This is a genomic window from Lentzea flava, assembly GCF_014648475.1.
Lineage (GTDB): Bacteria > Actinomycetota > Actinomycetes > Mycobacteriales > Pseudonocardiaceae > Lentzea > Lentzea flava.
Genome location: NZ_BMRE01000001.1, coordinates 378,643 through 399,609, shown reverse-complemented (window position 1 = coordinate 399,609; position 20,967 = coordinate 378,643). Strand labels below are relative to the sequence as shown.

Below are 20,967 nucleotides of genomic sequence, written 5' to 3'. Positions count from 1 at the left end.
CCGCTGCCCTCCGAGGAGCCACAACCCATGCCACAGAAGAGAACCACCCGCCTGATCGCCGTGCTGACACTCGGTGTCGCCCTCACCGCGTGCACGGGCAACACGCCCCAGAACCAGGGCGGCGGCAACCAGGGTGGGGTGAAGGTCGCCAACGACGAGCCGGGGAAGAAAGTCGTCATCGGCTTCTCCGCGCCGGCCGCCGACCACGGCTGGATGGCCGCGATCACCAACGCCGCCAAGGCCGAGGCGGGCAAGTACTCCGATGTGGAGCTGCGCGTCGTCGAGGGCACCAACGACGTGAACCTCCAGATCAGCCAGGTGGAGACGTTCATCAACGACAAGGTGGACGCGATCGTCCTGCTGCCGTTCGACGGCGCGGCGCTCACCCCGGTGGCGCTCAAGGCCATGAAGGCCGGCATCACCGTGATCAACGTGGACCGCCAGTTCGACAGCCCGTTCGCCGCGCGCTCCACCGTGCTGGGGGACAACCACGGCATGGGCGTGTCCGCCGGCACGTACATCTGCGAGAAGCTCAAGGGCAAGACCGACGCCGTCGTCGCGGAGATCGCGGGCATCGACTCGCTGCCGCTGACCCAGGACCGCAGCAAGGGCTTCGCCGAGGCGCTCGCCACCTGCGGGCTCAAGGTGAGCAACCGCGTCGCGGCCGAGTTCACCGTGGAGAGCGGCGAGAAGGCCGCCGCGAACCTGCTGCAGGCCGCACGCAAGATCGACGCCATCTGGAACCACGACGACGACCAGGGCGTCGGCGTCACGGCCGCCATCAAGAACTCCGGCCGCAGCGAGTTCTTCATGGTCGGCGGCGCCGGATCGGCGAACGTGATGCGTGAGATCAAGGCGGACAACGGCCCGCACAAGGCGACCGTGGTCTACCCGTCCACCCAGGGCGCGGACGGCATCCGGCTGGCCCGGCTCGCGGTGCAGGGCAAGAGCCTCGGCGACCTGGTCGAGGTGGAGGTTCCCCGCCAGGTCGAGCTGTACGCACCGGTCGTCACCAAGGACAACGTCGACCGCTACCTGCCGACCGCCTTCGAGTCCTGAGAAAGGGGCACAACCGCTGTGACGACCTCTGGGACGCCACCGATGCTGGGTATCGCGATGGTCGGCCACGCGTTCATGGGAGCCGCACACTCCCAGGCGTGGCGGGTCGCCCACCGCTTCTTCGACCTGCCGGTGCGCCCGGTGATGGCCGTGCTGTGCGGCCGTGACCCCGCCCGCGCCCAGGCGGCCGCCGAGCGCCTGGGCTGGGCGGAGGCGGTGAGCGACTGGAAGTCCGTGCTGGACCGCGACGACGTGCAGGTGGTGGACATCTGCACACCGGGTGACACGCACGCAGAGATCGCCGTCGCCGCGCTGGCCGCCGGCAAGCACGTGCTCTGCGAGAAGCCGCTGGCCAACAGCGTCGCGGAAGCGGAAGCCATGGCGCAGGCGGCCGAGCAGGCGGCGCTGCGGGGCGTGCGGGCGATGGTCGGGTTCAGCTACCGCCGGGTGCCCGCACTGAGCCTGGCCCGCGACCTCGTCGCCCAGGGCAGGCTCGGCCGGATCCACCACGTGCGCGCCGTGTACCTCCAGGACTGGATCGTCGACCCCGCCGCGCCGTTGTCCTGGCGGCTGGACAAGGAAAAGGCCGGCTCCGGCGCGCTGGGCGACATCGGCGCGCACATCGTGGACGCCACCCAGTTCATCCTCGGCGACACGATCAGCGAGGTGTCCGGAACGCTGGAGACGTTCGTGACCGAGCGGCCGGTCGCCACCTCGCACTCCGGACTCTCCGGCACCGCGGCGTCCGATGAGACCGGCCCGGTCACAGTGGACGACGCCGCTCTGTTCCTGGCCCGCTTCAACGGTGGCGCGCTGGGTTCGTTCGAGGCCACGCGGTTCGCCAACGGCCGCAAGAACGCGTTGCGCATCGAGGTCAACGGTTCCGCGGGCAGCCTGGCGTTCGACTTCGAGGACATGAACGTCCTGCACTACTTCGACGGCACCGAGGACTCCGCCGTCGCGGGGTTCCGCCGGATCGTGGTCACCGAACCGAACCACCCGTACGTGGCCGCCTGGTGGCCCGCCGGGCACGGCCTGGGCTACGAACACGCGTTCACGCACCAGGCCGTCGACTTCGTCCGCGCCGTGGCCGAGGGCACCGACCCCGCCCCGTCGTTCGCCGACGGGCTGCAGGTGCAGCGCGTCCTGGCCGCCGTCGAGGCGAGCGCGCTGTCCCGCAGCTGGCACCAGGTTTGAGGAGGAGAGACCGAGATGGCACGCCCGATCACGTTGTTCACCGGCCAGTGGGCCGATCTGCCGTTCGAGGAGGTCGCCCGGCTGGCCGCGGGGTGGGGCTACGACGGCCTCGAGATCGCCTGCTGGGGCGACCACCTCGACCCGTGGCAGGCCGCCGAGGACGACGACTACGTCGCGGACCGGCTCGCGATCCTCGCCAAGCACGACCTCAAGGTGTGGACGATCTCCAACCACCTCACCGGTCAGGCGGTCTGCGACGACCCGATCGACGAGCGGCACCGGGGCATCCTGTCCGCCAGGAACTGGGGCGACGGTGATTCCGAGGGGGTGCGGCAGCGGGCGGCCGAGGAGATGAAGGCGACCGCGCGGGCCGCGGCCAGGCTCGGCGCGGACACCGTCGTCGGGTTCACCGGCTCCTCGATCTGGAAGACCGTGGCGATGTTCCCGCCGGTGCCCACGTCCATGATCGACGCCGGCTACCAGGACTTCGCGGACCGCTGGAACCCGATCCTGGACGTGTTCGACGAGGTGGGAGTCCGGTTCGCGCACGAGGTCCACCCGTCCGAGATCGCCTACGACTACTGGACGACCGTCCGGACGCTGGAGGCGATCGGCCACCGGCCGGCGTTCGGCCTCAACTGGGACCCGTCGCACTTCGTCTGGCAGGACCTCGACCCGGTCGGGTTCCTGTGGGACTTCCGCGACCGGATCTACCACGTCGACTGCAAGGACGCCCGGCGCCAGGTCGGCAACGGCCGCAACGGCCGCATGGGCTCGCACCTGCCGTGGGCCGATCCTCGGCGCGGCTGGGACTTCGTGTCCACCGGCCGCGGTGACGTGCCGTGGGAGCAGTCGTTCCGGATGCTCAACACCATCGGGTACTCCGGTCCGATCAGCGTCGAGTGGGAGGACGCCGGGATGGACCGCCTCGTCGGCGCACCCGAGGCGCTGGAGTTCGTGCGCCGCAACGCTTTCGACGCGCCGTCGGCCTCGTTCGACGCCGCGTTCAGCTCCGGCGGCTGACGAGAGGAGACGGCCGTGACCGAACGAATCGGCTTGTGGTTGAACGGTGCCAGGGGATCGGTGGCGACCACCGCCGTGAGCGGGCTGCTCGCGTTGCGCGCGGGTCTCGTGCCGCCCGTCGGCTGCGTCACCGAGCTGCTGGACGCGGACCTGCCGCCGTGGGACGCGTTCGTGGTCGGCGGGCACGACATCGTGACCACGCCACTGGCGAAGCGGGTCGAGTCGCTGGTGCGCGACGGCGTGCTGCCGTACGACGTGACGGGGTGCATCGCGAGCGGGCTGGACGCCGCGGACGCGGAGATCCGGCCCGGTTACGACCCGGCGGCGTCGTCCGGCAGCCAGGCCGACGCGGCCCGGCGGCTGGCCGGGGACATCGCGGAGTTCCGCGCCCGGCACGACCTGGCCCGCGTCGTGGTGGTGAACGTGGCGTCGACCGAGCCACCGATGCAGGTCGCGCACGACTCGCTGGCGGAGCTGGAGAAAGCGCTCGCCGTGCCGGGCAACGCTGTGCTGCCACCGAGTTCTCTCGTGGCCTACGCCGCTTTCCAGGCGGGGTGCGCCTTCGTGGACTTCACGCCGTCCACGGGCGTCGCGCTGCCCGCGCTGGACGAGCTGGCGCGCTCGAAGGGACTGCCCTACGCGGGACGGGACGGCAAGACGGGGGAGACGCTGGTGCGGGCGGCGCTCGCGCCGATGTTCACGTCACGGGCGCTGCGCGTGCTGTCGTGGACCGGCACGAACCTGCTCGGCGGTGGTGACGGGGCCACGTTGCAGGACCCGGCGCACGCGGACAGCAAGCTCGCGTCCAAGGCCAGGGGACTCGCGGCGTTGCTCGGTGAGGACGTCACCGCGCCCCTGCACATCGACCACGTGCCCGATCTCGGCGAACGGAAGACCGCGTGGGATCACGTGTCGTTCGAAGGGTTTCTCGGCGCACGGATGTCACTGCAACTGACCTGGAGCGGCCTGGACTCGTCGCTGGCCGCTCCGCTGGTGCTCGACCTCGCCCGCCTGGTTGCCGCCGCCCACGCCGCCGGCCGAGCGGGTGTCCAGGGGGCTCTTGGCTTCTTCTTCAAGGACCCGTTGGGCAGCGACGAGCACCGGCTCGCGGAACAGGCCCGCGAACTGCACGAGTGGGCCCGGACCCTGAACACCCGCTGACACCGCCAGGTTGGACTCCGCTGCGCAACCTTTCCCTGCGAAGGAGCAGGCGTGAACACCACCACGAAGAAGCGAGCGGTCCTGTCGCTGCTCGCGGCCCTGCTGTCCGTCGTCGCGTTCGCCGTGCCGGCGCGAGCGGCGGACGAGTCCATCGCCGTCGACTTCTCCACGGGCGGCGGCGCTCCGACCTACCGGGCGTCGGGCTGGATCTACGGCATGACGGAGAACGCGTCCGGGCCCGCGGACAACTTCTACCGCGACGTGAAGTTCCGGTACATGCGCGCGGGCGGCGCCCAGCTCGACAGTCCTGGCGGCTGGGTGTCCGGGAAGTACGACCGGCGGTGGAACTCGACCCGCGCCCAGCTGCTGCGGACCCGTTCACTGGGCGGGGAGTTCGTGTTGCTGCCCCACGACCTGTGGGGCGCCGACGGATACGCCATCTCGCGTTTCCCTGGTGACAACGGCAACTGGACCGACTACGACAACTTCCTCACCCGCCTGATCGCCGACGTGCGAGCCACCGGTGTTCCCGTCCAGTGGGACCTCTGGAACGAGCCCAACATCACGATCTTCTGGAACCGCCCGCAGTCCCAGTACTTCGAGCTGTGGCGGCGCACCTACCAGCGCATCCGGGCGGAGTTCCCGACCCACCTGATCGTCGGGCCGAGCTGCGCGTGCACCCCGTCGACCGGGGGCTGGTGGACCCAGTACCTGGACTTCGTGCGCTCCAACAACACCGTGCCCGACATCATCAGCTGGCACTCCCTGCCGGGTGACCCCGTGTCGAACGTGCAGGTGGCGAACCAGACCCTCGACTCACGCGGCATCCCGCACCCGCGGCCGTACCAGATCAACGAGTACGGCGCGTCGAACGAGCAGAACCCCGGCGACGGCTCCTGGTACATCTCGCGGCTGGAACGGGCGGGCGCGGACGGCCTGCGCGCCAACTGGGCCAGCGGCGGCAACCTGCACAACGACCTCGGCAACCTGCTCGTGCACAACTCGGCGGGACAACACCAGCCGAAGGGGGAGTGGTGGGTCTACCGCTTCTACGGCTCGCAGACCGGTCAGATCAGCACGGTCACACCCAGCCAGAACTACGACGGGTTCGCGACGAAAGCGCCGGGTGAAGCCAAGATCCTCGTCGGCGGCGGACGCACGACGGGCAACATCGCGGTCAATCTGCGGCGCCTGGACGCCGTCGAAGGCCTGATGAGGAACAACCAGGTGCGCGTGCTGGCCGAGCGCATCCCGTACAACAACGGCGGAGCGGTCTCTGGCCCGGTGACCGCCATCGACACGGTCGTGACGCTGAACAACAACGGCACAACGGTGAACCTGCCGCACTCCAACGTCGACGAGTCCTTCACCATCACGGTCCTGCCGCCTTCGGGCACTCCTGGCGGGGCCTTCGCGTCCACCGCGGTCGCCCAGCACTCCCAAGCCTGCCTGACCAACCCCGGCCGCAGCACCGCCGACGGCACCCGGCAGCAGCAGGTCACCTGCGGCACCGCCGACGAGCAGCGGTGGAACTTCAGCCCGGTGACCGGGGTGGCCGACACCTTCACGGTCACCAACCAGCAGTCCGGCAAGTGCCTGGACGTCAACGGAGTGTCCACAGCGGACGGTGCCGCGATCATCCAGTGGACCTGCAACGGTGGAGCCAACCAGCAGTTCACCCTGCGGAAGGTCACCTACGCGGGCAGCCCTCCCACCGACTTCCAGCTCGTCGCCCGGCACAGCGGCAAGTGCGTCGCGGTCGTCGGCGCCTCCACCGCGTCGGGTGCCCTGCTCGACCAGCGGCCCTGCAACCCCGTGAACCAGGGCAGCCCGCTCAACCAGATCTGGCGGCTGCCCGGCCGCCAGACCACCTAGCACCACTTCGGCCCGCACTTCCGGCAACGGGAGGGCGGGCCGATTTCGGCACCAACCTGGGAGCGCTCCCAGAAACGGTAGACCTTCAACGAAGAAGGACGATCATGGCCTCGTACCTCCACTCCCCGGCGCCGCCGCCGGGTTTTCGCGCGTTCCGCGGCCTTCTCGCCCGTCTCGGCCGGCGCCGTGACGCACGCGCCGGATCCACCTCCGACCCGGACCAGCTCGACGTGTCGGCTCCGCGACCGTCCGCAGCGAACCCCGCACCAGCGCGCCACCGAGACCGAAGGTTTGACCAGCCATGAAAAACCGACTCACCGCGGTGTTCTCCGCCGCGCTCCTGACCGTGGCCGGCGCCGTGGCCCTCACGGCCACCACAGCACCCCCTGCCGCAGCCCACACCGTCAACCCCGCCGACTTCCAGCAGGTCGAACTGGCCAAGGGCGTCGCCGAGATGGGCGAGCCGATGTCGATGACCGTGCTCCCCGACCGCTCGGTGCTGCACACCTCCCGCAACGGCACGCTGCGCCGCACCACGGCCGCCGGTGCCACGAGCGTGATCGCCAACATCCCCGTCTACACCCACGACGAGGAAGGACTGCAGGGCGTCGCCGCGGACCCCGGCTTCGCCACCAACCGCCACATCTACCTCTACTACGCGCCGCCGTTGTCGACACCGGGCGGTGACGCACCGGCCACCGGCACCGACTTCTCCGCGTGGAAGGGGGTCAACCGGCTGGCCCGGTTCACCCTCAACGCCGACTTCACGGTCAACATGGCGAGCCAGGTGACCGTGCTCGAGGTGGAGACGAACCGGGGGATGTGCTGTCACGTCGGCGGGGACATCGACTTCGACGCGGCCGGAAACCTGTACCTCTCCACGGGCGACGACAGCAACCCCTTCGACTCCAGCGGGTACAGCCCGATCGACGAGCGCGCCAACCGCAATCCCGTCTACGACGCGCAACGCAGCGCGGCCAACACCAACGACCTGCGCGGCAAGGTGCTGCGGATCAAGGTGAACGCCGACGGGTCCTACTCGATCCCCGCTGGCAACCTGTTCCCTCCCGGCACGGCCAGGACGCGGCCGGAGATCTACGCGATGGGCCTGCGCAACCCCTTCCGGTTCAACGTGGACAAGGCCACCGGCACGATCTACCTCGGTGACTACGGACCGGACGCAGGCTCGACCGACCCCAACCGCGGCCCTGCCGGTCAGGTGGAGTTCAACCGGATCACCTCGGCGGGCAACTACGGCTGGCCGTACTGCACGGGCACGAACACCACCAATGAGACCTATGTGGACTTCACGTTCCCGTCCGGCCCGTCCGGCGCACGGTTCAACTGCGCCGCGCCGGTCAACAACTCGCCGAACAACACCGGCCTGACGAACCTGCCCGCCGCGCGCCCGGCGTGGATCAAGTACGACAACTGCTCCTTCGCCGCGTTCGGCTGCGGGTCGGAGTCCCCGATGAGCGCGCCCGTGTACCGCTACGACGCGAACAACCCGTCGACGGTGAAGTTCCCGGCCTCGCTGGACGGGCACGTGTTCGCGACCGAGTTCGGCCGGCGCTGGATCAAGACCATCGACGTCAACTCCGACGGTTCGCCGGGGCAGGTCGGTGACTTCCCGTGGCGCGGAACCCAGGTCATGGACGCGAGCTTCGGCCCGGACGGCGCGCTCTACGTGCTGGACTACGGCACGGGCTGGGGCAACGGTGACGCGAGCTCCGCGCTCTACCGCATCGAGTACATCGGCCCGGCGGGCAACCGCGCCCCGGTGGCCCGCGCTTCCGCCAACCGCCTGTCCGGCGCCGCACCGCTGACCGTGGACTTCTCGTCGGCGGGGTCCTCCGACCCGGAGAACGGCGCGCTGACCTACTCGTGGAACTTCGGCGACGGCAGCACGTCCACGGCAGCGAACCCGAGCCACACCTACACCGCCAACGGCCAGTACACCGTCACGCTCACGGTGACAGATCCGGCCGGGCTCACCGGCAGCACCAACGTGATCATCACCGTCGGCAACACCGCACCTGTCGTCACGTTGAACACCCCGGTCAACGGAACCCTGTTCAGCTTCGGCGACAGCATCCCCTACACGATCACGGTGTCCGACGCGGAGGACGGGACGATCGACTGCGCGCAGGTGACGTTGTCCTACCACCTCGGCCACGACAGCCACTCCCACAAGATCACCTCGCGCAACGGCTGTTCGGGCACCATCGAGATCCCGGTCGACGGCGAGCACGACACGGCGGCGAACATCTACGCCGTCTTCGACGCCGAGTACACCGACAAGGGCGCGAACGGCGTGCCGCCCGCGACCACCCACACCCAGAACGTGCTCCAGCCCCGGCACCGGCAGGCCGAGCACTACACGACGCAGTCGGGCACCGGCCTGTTCGACAAGACGCCGGCCGAGGGCGGCCGCACCGTCGGCGACATCCACAACGGCGACTGGATCGCGTTCGACAACTACAACCTCACCGGCGCGAACCGGTTCACCGCGCGCGTGTCCTCCGCGGGAGCGGGCGGCACGATCACGGTGCGCAGCGGTTCCCAGACCGGTCCGGCCCTGGCCACGCTGACCGTGCCGGTGACCGGCGGGTGGGACACGTTCCGCGAGGTCTCCACCGCGCTGACGAACGTGCCGACCACCACCGGCAGGCTGTACCTGACGTTCGCGGGCAGCGGCACCGGCTACCTGTTCGACGTGGACGCCTTCACGTTCGACACGTCCACCGGTGGCGGCCGCACCGGGCCGATCACGGGGGCGGCGTCCGGCAAGTGCGCCGACGTCACCGGCGGCAGCAGTGCCGACGGCACCCGGATCCAGCTCTACACGTGCAACGGCGGCGCGAACCAGCAGTGGACGGTCAACGGGACCACGTTGCGTGCGCTGGGCAAGTGCATGGACGTCGCGAACGGCGGCACTGCCGACGGTGGCGCCGTGCAGCTGGGGACCTGCAACGGCGCCACGAGCCAGAACTGGTCTGCCGGCGCCAACGGTTCCGTGGTCAACACGAAGTCCGGCAAGTGCCTCGACGCCAACGGCGCCGGGACCGCCAACGGCACCGTGCTGATCATCTGGACCTGCCACGGCGGCACCAACCAGCGCTGGACGCTGCCATGACGACTCCGCCGCGTGCTTCGACACCAAGGAGGATCAGATGACCTACCAGGCTTGGCGACGGGCGCTCAGCGTCGCCGCCGCGGCGCTCGTCGTGGGCGGGGTCGCTGCCGCACCACCGGCGGCGGCCGCGGACGCGCCGTACGACGTGCTGGTGTTCTCCAAGACCGCCGGTTTCCGGCACGACTCGATCCCCAACGGCATCCAGATGATCCGCGACCTGGGCGCCGCCAACAACTTCACGGTGACCGCCACCGAGGACGCGGCGCAGTTCACGACCGCGAACCTCGCGCAGTACGAGGCCGTGGTGTTCCTCAGCACCACGGGTGACGTGCTGAACGCCACCCAGCAGAGCGCTTTCGAGTCCTACGTCCGCGGCGGCGGCGGTTACGTGGGGATCCACTCGGCGGCCGACACCGAGTACGACTGGCCGTTCTACGGCGAGCTGGTGGGCGCGTACTTCGCGTCGCACCCGGCGATCCAGCAGGCGACGGTCCGGACGGAGAACCGTGCGCACGCCGCCACCGCGCACCTCTCCCCGGCCTGGGTGCGCACGGACGAGCTGTACAACTACCGCGCCAACCCGCGAGCCAACGTCCGTGTTTTGTCCACTTTGGATGAATCGACGTACTCGGGCGGCACGATGGGCGCCGACCACCCGATCACGTGGTGCAAGCCCATGGCGAGCGGACGCTCCTTCTACACCGGCCTCGGTCACACGAAGGAGAGCTACGCCGATCCGGCCTTCCGCACGATGATCCTCGGCGGCATCCGGTACGCGGCGAACAGGACGAAGGCCGACTGCCGCCCGGAGACCGGCTACACCACCCTCTACAACGGGTCGACGACCGGGTGGACGCAGGCGGGCCCCGGCGGGTTCACCAACAGCGACGCCACGCTGACGTCGTTCGACGGCATGGGCATGCTGTGGTACAGCGCCAAGGAGTTCCGGTCCTACTCGCTCAAGCTGGACTGGCGGATGCCGGGGGACGACAACTCCGGTGTGGTGCTCGGGTTCCCGGCGGGGAGCACCCCGGACTCGGCTCTCACCAGCGGGTACGAGGTCCAGATCGACGCGACCGACACCGCGGACAAGACCACGGGGGCGATCTACGGGGTCAAGGCCCCGGACATCGCCGCCAGGGACGCCGCGCTGAACCCGCCCGGCGAGTGGAACACCTACGAGCTGCTCGTCGAGGGCGAACGCCTCCAGGTGTTCCTGAACGGCGTGAAGATCAACGACTTCACCAACACCGACCCGGCGAGATCGCTCACCTCGGGGCACATCGCCCTGCAGAACCACGGTCCCGGTGACGACGTGTCGTTCCGCAACGTCCGGATCAAGGAGCTCGGCGGCACGGTCCCGCGCACCGGGCGGATCACCGGCGGCTCCGGCAAGTGCGTCGACGTCGCGGGGGGCAGCAGCGCGGACGGCACGAAGATCCAGCTGTGGACCTGCAACACCAACGCGGGTCAACAGTGGACGGTCAGCGGGACCACGTTGCGGGCCCTCAACAAGTGCATGGGCGTCGCCGGCGGCAGCACTGCCAACGGCGCGCAGGTGCAGCTGATGACGTGCAACGGCAGCGGCTCGCAGAACTGGACGCCCGGCGCGAACGGCTCACTGGTCAACCAGCAGGCGAACAAGTGCCTGGACGCCAACGGCGGCAGCTCGGCGGACGGCACCCAGCTCATCCTCTGGACCTGCCACGGCGGCACGAACCAGCGCTGGACCCTGCCAGGAGGTGCGGCATGAGGCCCTCGGCAGTCTCGCCGGCGGTGCGAACCCGGATCGCTGCGGCCGTGACCGTGCTGGCCGCGGCCACGTTGACGTGGTCCACACCGGCACCTGCGGCGGCGGCGTCCACAGGACCGTGTGACATCTACGCGGCCGGCGGTACACCCTGCATCGCGGCGCACAGCACGACGCGTGCGCTTTACGGTTCCTACAACGGAAATCTCTACCAAGTCAGGCGTTCGTCGGACAACACCACCAAGGACATCGGCCTGCTCGCCGCAGGCGGTAACGCCAACGCGGCGACGCAGGACACGTTCTGCGCCAACACCACGTGTGTCATCACGGTGGTCTACGACCAGTCGGGCCGGGGGAACGACCTCTGGTACCAGGGTTCGAGCGTGGTCCCGGGCTCGCCGCAGAGCAAGCCCGCGATCGCGACCTCCGAGTCGCTGGTGATGGGCGCCGACAAGAGCAAGGCGTACTCGCTCTACATCAACCCCGGCAACAGCTACTGGCGCGACGGTCACCTGACGGGCGTGCCCACCGGCAGTGCGCCGGAGGGCATGTACATGGTGACCAGCGGGACGCACGTCAACGGCGGCTGCTGCTTCGACTACGGCAACAGCGAGACGACCCGCAAAGCCGACGCGGCCGGGGCGATGGACGCGATCAACTTCAGCACGCAGTGCTGGTTCGGCGGCTGCCAGGGCCGTGGCCCGTGGGTCCAGGCTGATCTCGAATGGGGCCTGTACCCCGGTGGAAGCCAGCAGTGGAACCCGAACCAGCGGGCCTTCACCGACAGATTCGTCACGGCGATCCTGAAGAACAACGGGACCTCGCGGTTCGCGCTCAAGGGCGGCAACGCCCAGGCGGGCGACCTGACCACGTTGTACGACGGCTCGCTGCCGAACGGCTACAGCCCCATGAAGAAACAGGGCGCCATCATCCTGGGCAGCGGTGGTGACTGCTGCAAGCCTGACGGCGGTGCCAACCTCAGCGCGGGCACCTTCTACGAGGGCGCGATGGTCGCGGGCTACCCGTCCGACGCGACCGAGAACGCCGTGCAGGCCAACATCATCGCGGCCGGGTACGGCGGTGGAGGCAATCCGCCCGTGCCCGGCGGCGCTGTGCGTGCGGTGGGCGCTGGCAAGTGCCTGGAGACACCGAACGGCACCGCGGGCACGCAGACCCGGATCTGGGACTGCTCGGGCAGCGCGGGCCAGAAGTGGGCCCGGTCGGCGTCGGGTCAGCTCACGGTGTTCGACGGCACCGCCCAGCGGTGTCTCGACGCGTACGGCCAAGGGACCACCGCGGGCACCAGGGTGGCGATCTGGACGTGCAACGGCCAGTCCAACCAGCAGTGGAACGTCAATGCCAACGGCACGATCACCGGCGTGCAGTCCGGTCTGTGTCTTGACGTGTCCGGCGCTTCCACGGCCAACGGCGCGCTCGTCCAGCTGTGGACGTGCAACGGCCAGTCCAACCAGCAGTGGAGCTTGACCTGATCCGCGGTCGTGAGTGCTTTCGGTCGCCGGCCGGCCGAAAGCACTCACGACCATTCCCATCACTGACAAAGGAGTCGTGTGATGCGCATGCCCGAGCCGACGGTCCACGACACCAGCCCTGCCGCGTGCTGGACGGACGGCTTCCGCACCGCCAACGGCGAATGCGGTGCGGTGCTGTACGGCGAGCCGGCGATGGAGAGGGTGGTCTTCGAGGCCGGCCGGTCCTGTCACCCCGCGTACGAGTTCCGGATCTCCAGTCCCGGCATGACGGCGGTCGGCGGCTACGGCCGGATCACCGACTCCCGCACCGGCGAGGTCACCTCGACCTGGACCGACGGGCACGGCACCTGGGCTCGCCGGGCCTTCGCGTCCAGAGCCGACCGGGTGATCGCGCACGAACTGCTGCCGGCACCCGGCCGGACGGTCGACACCACGCTGAGCGTCGGCACCGCGCTCGACGGCACGCGCTTCACGACCAGAGCCACCGTCAGCAACGGCTCGGGCTACCTGACCCTGCGGGGCCGGGGCTACGAGGGCATCACGAGGGTGGTGGCGTTCGGCGGCAGCATCCTCGCGAGCGGCACCACCCTCGTCGTCATCGGAGCGGCCAGGCTGCTTCTGCTGACCAGGCTCGACCGGTACGAGTCGTCCTCACCCGGCTGGATCTTCCCCGCGCTGCGCGCGGCGCTCGCCGGGCTCGAGAGCGACTACGCCACGCTGTTCGCGCGGCACACCGCCTCGGGTTCGGGCGACGATCACACGCAAGCGTGATGGTGCGGCCGATCCTTTCGTCGTCGGTGTGACAATTGGCCGATGGAGAGCACCCAGGGCATCGAGTCCGGTTCGCCGGCCGCCGTGCTGCGCATGCTGATGGACGGCAGGCCCCGCACCCGAGCGGAGATCGTGGCCGCGACCGGTCTCGCCCGGTCCACCGTGCGGGCGCGGCTCGACCTGCTCCTGGCCGCCGGGCTGGTGACCGGGGGCGGCACCGGGGAGTCCACCGGCGGGCGCCCCGCGAGCCGGTTCGTGTTCAACCCCGGCGCGCGCCTCGTGCTGGCGGCCGAGGTCGGCGCCACCCACGCCACGGTCGCGGTGGCCGACCTCGGGTGCCGGTTGATCGCTGTCGAACAGGTCGGTCTCGACATCGCGGACGGACCGGAGGCGATCCTCGGGCTCCTGGTCACGACCTGGCGCGAGCTGCTGCGCGACGTGGAGATCCCGAAGACCGGGCTGGAGATCGCCGGCGTGGGCATCGGGCTGCCAGGGCCGGTCGAGCACTCCACCGGCCGCCCGAACAACCCGCCGATCATGCCGGGCTGGGACGGGTTCGACGTGCCCGCGGCGATCGCGGCGGAGTTCGACGCACCGGTGCTGGTCGACAACGAGGTCAACCTGATGGCCCTGGGCGAGCACACCGCCTCGCACCCGGACGTGCGGCACATGATCGTGGTCAAGGCGGCGACCGGCATCGGCGCGGGTCTGATCAGCAACGGCGTGCTGCACCGCGGCGCGGCCGGTGCGGCGGGCGACCTCGGGCACATCCGGGTGCCCGACGGTGAGGACGCGTTGTGCCGCTGCGGCAACACCGGGTGCCTGGAGGCGGTCGCCGGTGGTCCGGCGCTCGCGGCGAAGCTGAGGGAGCTGGGACTCCCCGCGCACTCGACGGCCGACGTGGTGCACCTCGTCCGGTCCGGCAACCTCGAGGTCGGCCGGGTCGTGCGGCAGGCTGGCAGGGACATCGGCGAGGTGCTCGCGGGCTGCGTGAGCATGTTCAACCCGGCGCTCGTGGTCATCGGCGGGCTGGTGGCGGAGGCGGGGGAGATGCTGCTGGCGGGGGTGCGCGAGTCGATCTACCGGCGCTCCCTGCCACTGGCCACGGAGAACCTGCGGATCGTCGCGTCGACGGCGGGTGCGACCGCCGGAGTGCTGGGCGCCGCGGCGATGGTCGTGCAGCACGTGCTGTCGCCGGAGGTGCTGGACGCGCGGCTGGGCGCGGTCGTCTCCTCGATCTCCGCCGGACGAGCCTGAGCCACTTTTGGCATGAATAAGCCATAAGTTAGTCCGACAGCGCCGGACTTTTGTATTGACCCCGCCATATGGTCGGGCTTACGTTCACCTGCATGTGGGACATCGGCGTCAACACATGGGTTTGGACGTCACCGCTCACCGATGACGCGTTGGCCGCGCTCGCACCGAAGGTCCGCGAGTGGGGGTTCGACGTCATCGAACTGCCGGTGGAGCAGCCGGGCGACTGGGACCCGCGCCGCGCCGCCGACCTGCTGGCCGAGCTGAACCTCAGGGCCACCGTCTGTCTCGTCATGCCACCGGGCCGCGAGCTGGTCGCGGCGAACACCGTCGCGCAGACCCAGGACTACCTGCGGCACGTCGTGGACGTCGCGGCGATCGTCGGCAGCCCGGTCGCGGCAGGCCCCGCGTACAGCTCGGTGGGCCGCACCTGGCGCATCGACGACCGGCCGCGCGTGTACCGCGAGCTGCGCGCGAACCTCCGCCCCGTCGTCGAGTACGCCGCGGCGCACGGTGTCCGCATCGCCGTGGAGCCGCTGAACCGGTACGAGACGAGCCTGCTGAACACCGTGGACCAGGCGCTGGAGGCGCTGGACGGGCTGCCGCCCGAGGGGTGTGGGCTGGCGCTCGACACCTACCACCTCAACATCGAGGAAGCGGCGCCGGTGAAGGCGGTTCTCGCCGCCGGCGCGCGCATCGCACACGTTCAGGTGTGCGCCAACGACCGCGGTACGCCGGGTCGCGATCACCAGGACTGGCCCGCGTTGCTGGGCGCCCTGGCCGATGCCGGCTACCGCGGTCCGTTGTGCATCGAGTCGTTCACCCCGGACAACGCCGCCATCGCGACCGCCGCCTCGATATGGCGGCCGCTGGCCGACTCGCCGGACGCCCTCGCCGTCGAGGGCCTGGCCTTCCTGCACGCCGCCGCCGCCGCTCTCACCCGTTAGCCGACCGCGTCACCACCCCCGGAGGAGTGGCAATGCAACGCAGACTCACGCGATTACTGTCGGTGCTGGCCGGTGCTCTGGTGGTGATGGGACTCGTCCTGCCGACCACCCCGGCACAGGCTCACGGCCTGCACGTCCTGCTGTTCACCAAGACCGCCTCCGGCGCCTACCGGCACGATTCCATCCCGGCGGGCATCACGATGATGGAGCAGCTGGCCGCCCAGCGCGGCTGGGAGATGACCAAGACCGAGGACGCGTCGGTCTTCAACGACACCACGCTCGCGACGTTCAACGTGATCGTGATGCTGCAGACGTCGGGCATGGTGTGGGACACCGCCGCGCAGCGCACCGCGATGCAGAACTACGTGCGCAGGGGCGGCGGAGTGGTGGCGATCCACAACGCCACGGACATGAACATCGAGCAGCAGTTCCCGTGGTGGGACCAGATGCTCGGCATGACCATGACCCAGCACTCGTCGATCGTCTCCGGCACGGCGAAGGTCGCCGACCGCAAGCACCCGTCGGGCGCGGGTCTGCCGGACCGCTGGACGCGGACCGAGGAGTGGTACAACTTCAACCGCTCCGCGCGCGGCGACGTGCACGTGCTGGTCACGGCGGACGAGTCGACCTACGACGCGGGCCCGTCCAAGATGGGCTTCGACCACCCGATCTCGTGGTGCCGCAACTTCGAGGGCGGCCGGGTGTGGGCCACCGGCATGGGGCACAACGCCTCGAGCTACTCGGAACCCCTGTTCCGCCAGCACATCACCGGTGGCGTGGAGAGCGCGGGGGGCATCGTGTCCGCGGACTGCGGTCCCACGGTGTGGGGCAGCTTCCAGAAGGTGCAGCTCGACAACTCCGTCATCGCGCCGAGCACGCTCGACGTCGCCCCGGACGGACGGGTCTTCTTCAACGAGTACAACGGCAACCTGAAGATCTACAAGCCGGACACCAGGACGACCGTCGTCGCGGGCACGCTCAGCGTCTACGGCCAGGGGCAGAACTCGGAGGACGGCCTGGTCGGCATGGCGCTCGACCCGGCGTTCGCCACCAACAAGTGGGTCTACCTGAACTACTCCCCGGCGGGGAGCCAGGAGATCGCCAGGATCTCCCGCTTCACCATGAACGGCGACAGGCTGGACATGGCCAGCGAGAAGGTCCTGCTGACCCTGCCCGCGTCGCGGAAGGAGGAGCCGGGCCACACCGGCGGCCAGCTGAACTTCGGGCCGAACGGCAACCTCTACATCAGCGTCGGCGACGACACCAACCCCAACGGTGACTCTGGCGGCTACGCGCCGATCGACGAACGCCCCGGTCGCGCGCTGTACGACGCGCAGGGCACCGCGGCCAACACCAACGACCTGCGGGGCAAGATCCTGCGCATCCACCCGGAGCCCGACGGCACCTACACCATCCCGGCGGGCAACATGTTCGCGCCCGGCACGGCCAAGACGCGGCCCGAGATCTACGCGATGGGCTTCCGCAACCCGTTCCGGATCAGCGTGCACCCGACCACCGGCGTGATCTACGCGGCCGACTACGGCCCCGACGCGGGCGGCGACAACCCGAACCGCGGCCCGGCCGGTCTGGTGGAGTGGAACGTGATCAAGTCGCCGGGCAACTACGGCTGGCCGTACTGCGTGGCCAACAACATCGCCTACAACGACTGGAACTTCGCCAACAACACGTCGGGCCCGAAGTTCAACTGCGCCTCGCCGACGAACAACTCGCCCAACAACACCGGTCTGACGACGCTGCCCGCGGCACGGGCGGCGGACGTCTGGTACGGCAACGGCGCGAACGGCAACGCGTTCCCGGAGATGGGTCCGAGCAGCGGTGGCGAGGCGCCGATGGCGTTCCCCGCGTACCAGTACAACGCGAGCAACCCGTCGGCGACGAAGTTCCCCGCCTACTTCGACCAGACGCCGTTCTTCGGCGAGTGGTCCCGCAACCGCATGTGGGAGTTCCGGCTGGACTCGTCCGGGAACCTGTTGAAAATCAACAACTTCCTGTCGAACATGTCGTTCGCCTCGCCGATGGACGCGAAGTTCGGTCCCGACGGGTCGATGTACCTGCTGACCTGGGGCACGGGCTGGGACGACAACAAACCGCTGCCCGGCGCCGGGTTGTGGCGCATCGACTACACGACCACCGGCGAACGCCTTCCGGTGGCGCAGGCCTCCGGCAGTCCGCTGACCGGTCCGTCGCCGCTGACGGTCCGCTTCTCCAGCGCCGGTTCCAGCGATCCCGGTGGTCTCCCGCTGACCTACCGGTGGACGTTCGGCGACGGCGGCACGTCCACGGAGCCGAACCCCACGCACACCTACACCGCGAGCGGGAAGTTCACCGCCCAGCTCACCGTCACCAACTCGGCCGGAAAGATCGGTACCGCGAACGTGACCGTGAGCGTGGGCAACACCGAGCCGGTCGTGAGGTTCACCGGCCCCGTGGACGGCGGCATGATCAACTTTGGTGATCCGGTGCCGTACACGGTGTCCGTGACCGACCAGGAGGACGGCACGATCGACTGCGGCAAGGTGAACGTCCAGTCGAACATGGGCCACGACTCGCACAAGCACCCGATCGGCTCTCCGATGACCGGCTGCACGGGCACGCTCCAAACCACCGTCGACTCGGGGCACCAGGGGCTCAACGTGCACGTCATCGGCTCGGCCGAGTACACCGACAACGGTGCGAACGGGGTGCCGCCGCTGACCGGCAGCGCCCAGGTCGTGCTGCAGCCCAAGCAGAAGCAGGCCGAGTACTTCAACGACTCGTCCGGCGTGACGGTCGTGTCGCAGACGGGTGCCGAGTCGGGCGCCAAGGTCGGGGACATCGGCAACAACGACTGGATCTCGTTCAAGCCGGTCAACTTCACCGGCATCAACCAGGTGTCGTTCCGGGTGTCCTCGCCGTCGGGTGGCGGAGGGACGATCGAGCTGCGCGCCGGATCGCCGACGGGTCAGCTCATCGCGTCGTCCCCGGTCACCAGCACCGGCAGCTCGGACACCTACGTCAGCACGCCCGCGGTGAACGTGACCGCGCCGACCGGCACCGTCGAGCTGTTCGCGGTGTTCAAGACGTCGTCGTCGACGAGCTTCGACCTCGACTCGATCACCTACGTCGGACCGGGCGCGGGAGGGCCCGGCGGCGGCACCGCGAAGGAGATCGTCGGCGCGAGCGGCAAGTGCGTGGACGTCAACGGCGCCAGCTCGACCGACGGCGCGAAGGTGCAGCTGTGGACCTGCAACGGCGGCGCCAACCAGAAGTGGACGCAGAACGGCACGACGCTGCGGTCGCTCGACAAGTGCCTCGACGTCACCGGCAACAGCCAGACCGACGGCGCGATCGTCCGGTTGTGGTCGTGCAACGGCGCGTCCGGGCAGAACTGGACCGCGCAGTCCGACGGCACGATCCGCAACGGAACGAAGTGCCTGGACGCCAACGGCGCCGGCACGGCGGACGGAACCCAGCTCATCATCTGGACCTGCCACGGCGGGACCAACCAGAGGTGGACCTTCCGGTAGCCGAGGAGCCGGTCAGCGGCCTTGCGGGGCCGCTGACCGGTTTTCCCGGAATCGTGGTCGAGGAGGAACGATGAGCAGGACCGTCCGGTCACGCGCGACCAAGGCCGCCGCCTGGACCACTCCGCCGCCCAAGGCGAAAGGGCGGGTGTGGGCCGGTTTCCTCACCGCTTTCCTGCTGGGGCTGGCGGTCGCCTTCCTGATCACCTCGGGGAACGGGCCGGACGCGACCCAGCGGCGGATCGCGGAACTGGAACGCGAGGACGCCGCCCGCGACGCCGCGCAGCTCGGACCGCTGACCGACCAGGCCAAGGACACCAGGGACCGCCTGGCCCCGGTGCTCGCGGCGATGGCGCAGGCGGCTCCCGTCGACGGGTCGGCACCGAAGTCGCCGCTCACGTCCGACGCGGTGACCGGGTGGCGGGACGTCGTCGCCGCGGCGGAAAAGTCGTACGAGCAGTCGCCTTCCGCGGGCAACGGCATCAACGTCGCCCGTTCCGGCCTGCGCACGGCCGTGCAACAGCTCGCCGCCGCGGTCAAGGGCTTCGAGACGGCGCTGAGCGTGGCAGAGCCGGTCAGGAGCAACCTGGTGGCGCTCGCGGGTGAGCAGCGCACGCTGGCCCTGCGTACGTGGTCGGTGGCCGCGGTCCAGCTCGACGTGATCAACATCGAGGCCGACAGGGGACACGTGCACGTTCAGCTCTCCACCGGTGGCGTCCCCGGCGTGATCGCACCCGACGGCAATGGCTGATCACGTCGCCCGCCTCCTGGTCGGCGCGCGCACGCTGATCGAGCCCGTGCACCGCGCCAGCGTCGACGAGCTCGGCCCTGCGCTGCGTCGCGTCGCCGGCTACCACATCGGCTGGTGGGACGCGGAAGGCAGACCGTCGCCGCCGGGCGGCAAGGCACTGCGGCCCGCGCTCACCCTGGCCTGCGCCCGCGCGTTCGCCGACGGGCCACCGTCGCCGGACGTGCTCGCGGCCGCGACGGCGGTGGAGCTGATCCACGACTTCACGCTCCTGCACGACGACGTCATGGACGGCGACGAAACGCGGCGGCACCGGCCCTCGGCCTGGGCGGTGTTCGGGACCACGGCGGCGATCCTCGCGGGAGATGCCTTGGTGGGACTCGCGATGCGACGGGTTCCGCCGTCGTTGACCGGGGTGCTCGCCGACGTGCTGGTCGACCTGTGCGAAGGCCAGTCCGCCGACGTCGCGGCCGAGACTCCGGTGGACGTCGAGCAGTGCCTCACCACCGCGGCGCGCAAGACCGGTGCCCTGCTGGGGGCGGCCTGCCGCCTCGGCGCGCTCGCGGCCGGAGCCGACCCCGCAGCCGCTGATCACTGCCGGTGGTTCGGGGTGCACCTCGGCATCGCTTTCCAGCTCGTCGACGACGTCCTCGGCATCTGGGGCGACCCGGCGAGGACCGGCAAACCGGCCCACTCCGACATCCGGGCCCGCCGGAGAACCCTGCCGGTCGTGGCCGCACTCGCCTCGGACACGCCGGCGGGGCGCAAGCTCGCACGGATCTACCTCGACGGCGGCGGTGCGGACGAGATCGCCGAGCTCGTCGCGGAAGCGGGCGGCCGGTCGTGGGCGGAGGCCGAGGCGGACCGCCGCGTGCGCCTGGCGTTCGCCTGCCTGGACCGAGCGGACCCACATCCGGCCGCCGCCCTGGACCTGCGCGGCCTGGCCCGCCTGGTCACGAGCAGGGACCGCTGAACCGGGATGAAGGGCTCCTTCATCGACCTCAGGTGGATGAAGGAGCCCTTCATCCCGAG

Annotated in this window: 14 protein-coding genes; all 14 read left to right on the top strand. The window is 70.0% G+C overall.

Features of this window, described 5'->3' with window-relative positions; genetic code table 11:
* Positions 1-27 precede the first annotated feature (27 nt).
* Entirely contained in the window at positions 28-1,059 is a 1,032-nt protein-coding gene (locus IEZ09_RS01960; RefSeq protein ID WP_189251746.1) for a substrate-binding domain-containing protein, read from the top strand.
* A 42-nt stretch (positions 1,060-1,101) separates the two neighbouring features.
* A complete protein-coding gene (locus IEZ09_RS01955) occupies positions 1,102-2,256 on the top strand; it encodes a Gfo/Idh/MocA family protein (RefSeq protein WP_229812170.1) in 1,155 nt (384 codons plus the stop codon).
* A gap of 15 nt (positions 2,257-2,271) precedes the next feature.
* Positions 2,272-3,279, top strand: coding sequence for a sugar phosphate isomerase/epimerase family protein (locus IEZ09_RS01950; protein WP_189251745.1), 1,008 nt, complete (start codon positions 2,272-2,274; stop codon positions 3,277-3,279).
* 15 nt (positions 3,280-3,294) lie between these two features.
* Positions 3,295-4,440, top strand: a complete 1,146-nt coding sequence (locus IEZ09_RS01945) for an inositol-3-phosphate synthase (protein ID WP_229812169.1) — start codon at positions 3,295-3,297, stop codon at positions 4,438-4,440.
* A 51-nt stretch (positions 4,441-4,491) separates the two neighbouring features.
* Positions 4,492-6,315 carry an RICIN domain-containing protein gene (locus tag IEZ09_RS01940; RefSeq protein ID WP_229812168.1) on the top strand — a complete coding sequence of 608 codons (1,824 nt, stop codon included), beginning with the start codon at positions 4,492-4,494 and terminating at the stop codon, positions 6,313-6,315.
* A gap of 301 nt (positions 6,316-6,616) precedes the next feature.
* A complete protein-coding gene (locus IEZ09_RS01935) occupies positions 6,617-9,451 on the top strand; it encodes a PQQ-dependent sugar dehydrogenase (RefSeq protein ID WP_189251744.1) in 2,835 nt (944 codons plus the stop codon).
* Positions 9,452-9,488: 37 nt separating this feature from the next.
* Entirely contained in the window at positions 9,489-11,204 is a 1,716-nt protein-coding gene (locus IEZ09_RS47655; RefSeq protein WP_189251743.1) for a ThuA domain-containing protein, read from the top strand.
* A complete protein-coding gene (locus tag IEZ09_RS01925; RefSeq protein WP_189251742.1) occupies positions 11,201-12,691 on the top strand; it encodes an arabinofuranosidase catalytic domain-containing protein in 1,491 nt (496 codons plus the stop codon). Before IEZ09_RS47655 ends, IEZ09_RS01925 begins: the two co-directional genes overlap by 4 nt.
* A gap of 81 nt (positions 12,692-12,772) precedes the next feature.
* Entirely contained in the window at positions 12,773-13,462 is a 690-nt protein-coding gene (locus tag IEZ09_RS01920; protein WP_189251741.1) for a glycoside hydrolase family 95 protein, read from the top strand.
* A gap of 42 nt (positions 13,463-13,504) precedes the next feature.
* A complete protein-coding gene (locus IEZ09_RS01915; RefSeq protein ID WP_189251740.1) occupies positions 13,505-14,719 on the top strand; it encodes an ROK family transcriptional regulator in 1,215 nt (404 codons plus the stop codon).
* Positions 14,720-14,811: 92 nt separating this feature from the next.
* A complete protein-coding gene (locus IEZ09_RS01910) occupies positions 14,812-15,663 on the top strand; it encodes a sugar phosphate isomerase/epimerase family protein (protein WP_189251739.1) in 852 nt (283 codons plus the stop codon).
* Between the two features lie 32 nt (positions 15,664-15,695).
* Positions 15,696-19,190 (top strand): ThuA domain-containing protein, encoded by a 3,495-nt coding sequence (locus tag IEZ09_RS01905; protein ID WP_189251738.1) that lies wholly within the window; start codon positions 15,696-15,698, stop codon positions 19,188-19,190.
* Between the two features lie 70 nt (positions 19,191-19,260).
* Positions 19,261-19,938 carry a hypothetical protein gene (locus tag IEZ09_RS01900; RefSeq protein WP_189251737.1) on the top strand — a complete coding sequence of 226 codons (678 nt, stop codon included), beginning with the start codon at positions 19,261-19,263 and terminating at the stop codon, positions 19,936-19,938.
* Positions 19,931-20,908: a polyprenyl synthetase family protein gene (locus tag IEZ09_RS01895; RefSeq protein ID WP_189251736.1), complete on the top strand. Its 978-nt coding sequence runs from the start codon at positions 19,931-19,933 to the stop codon at positions 20,906-20,908. The genes IEZ09_RS01900 and IEZ09_RS01895 overlap by 8 nt, the downstream gene beginning before the upstream one ends.
* Positions 20,909-20,967: the final 59 nt, after the last annotated feature.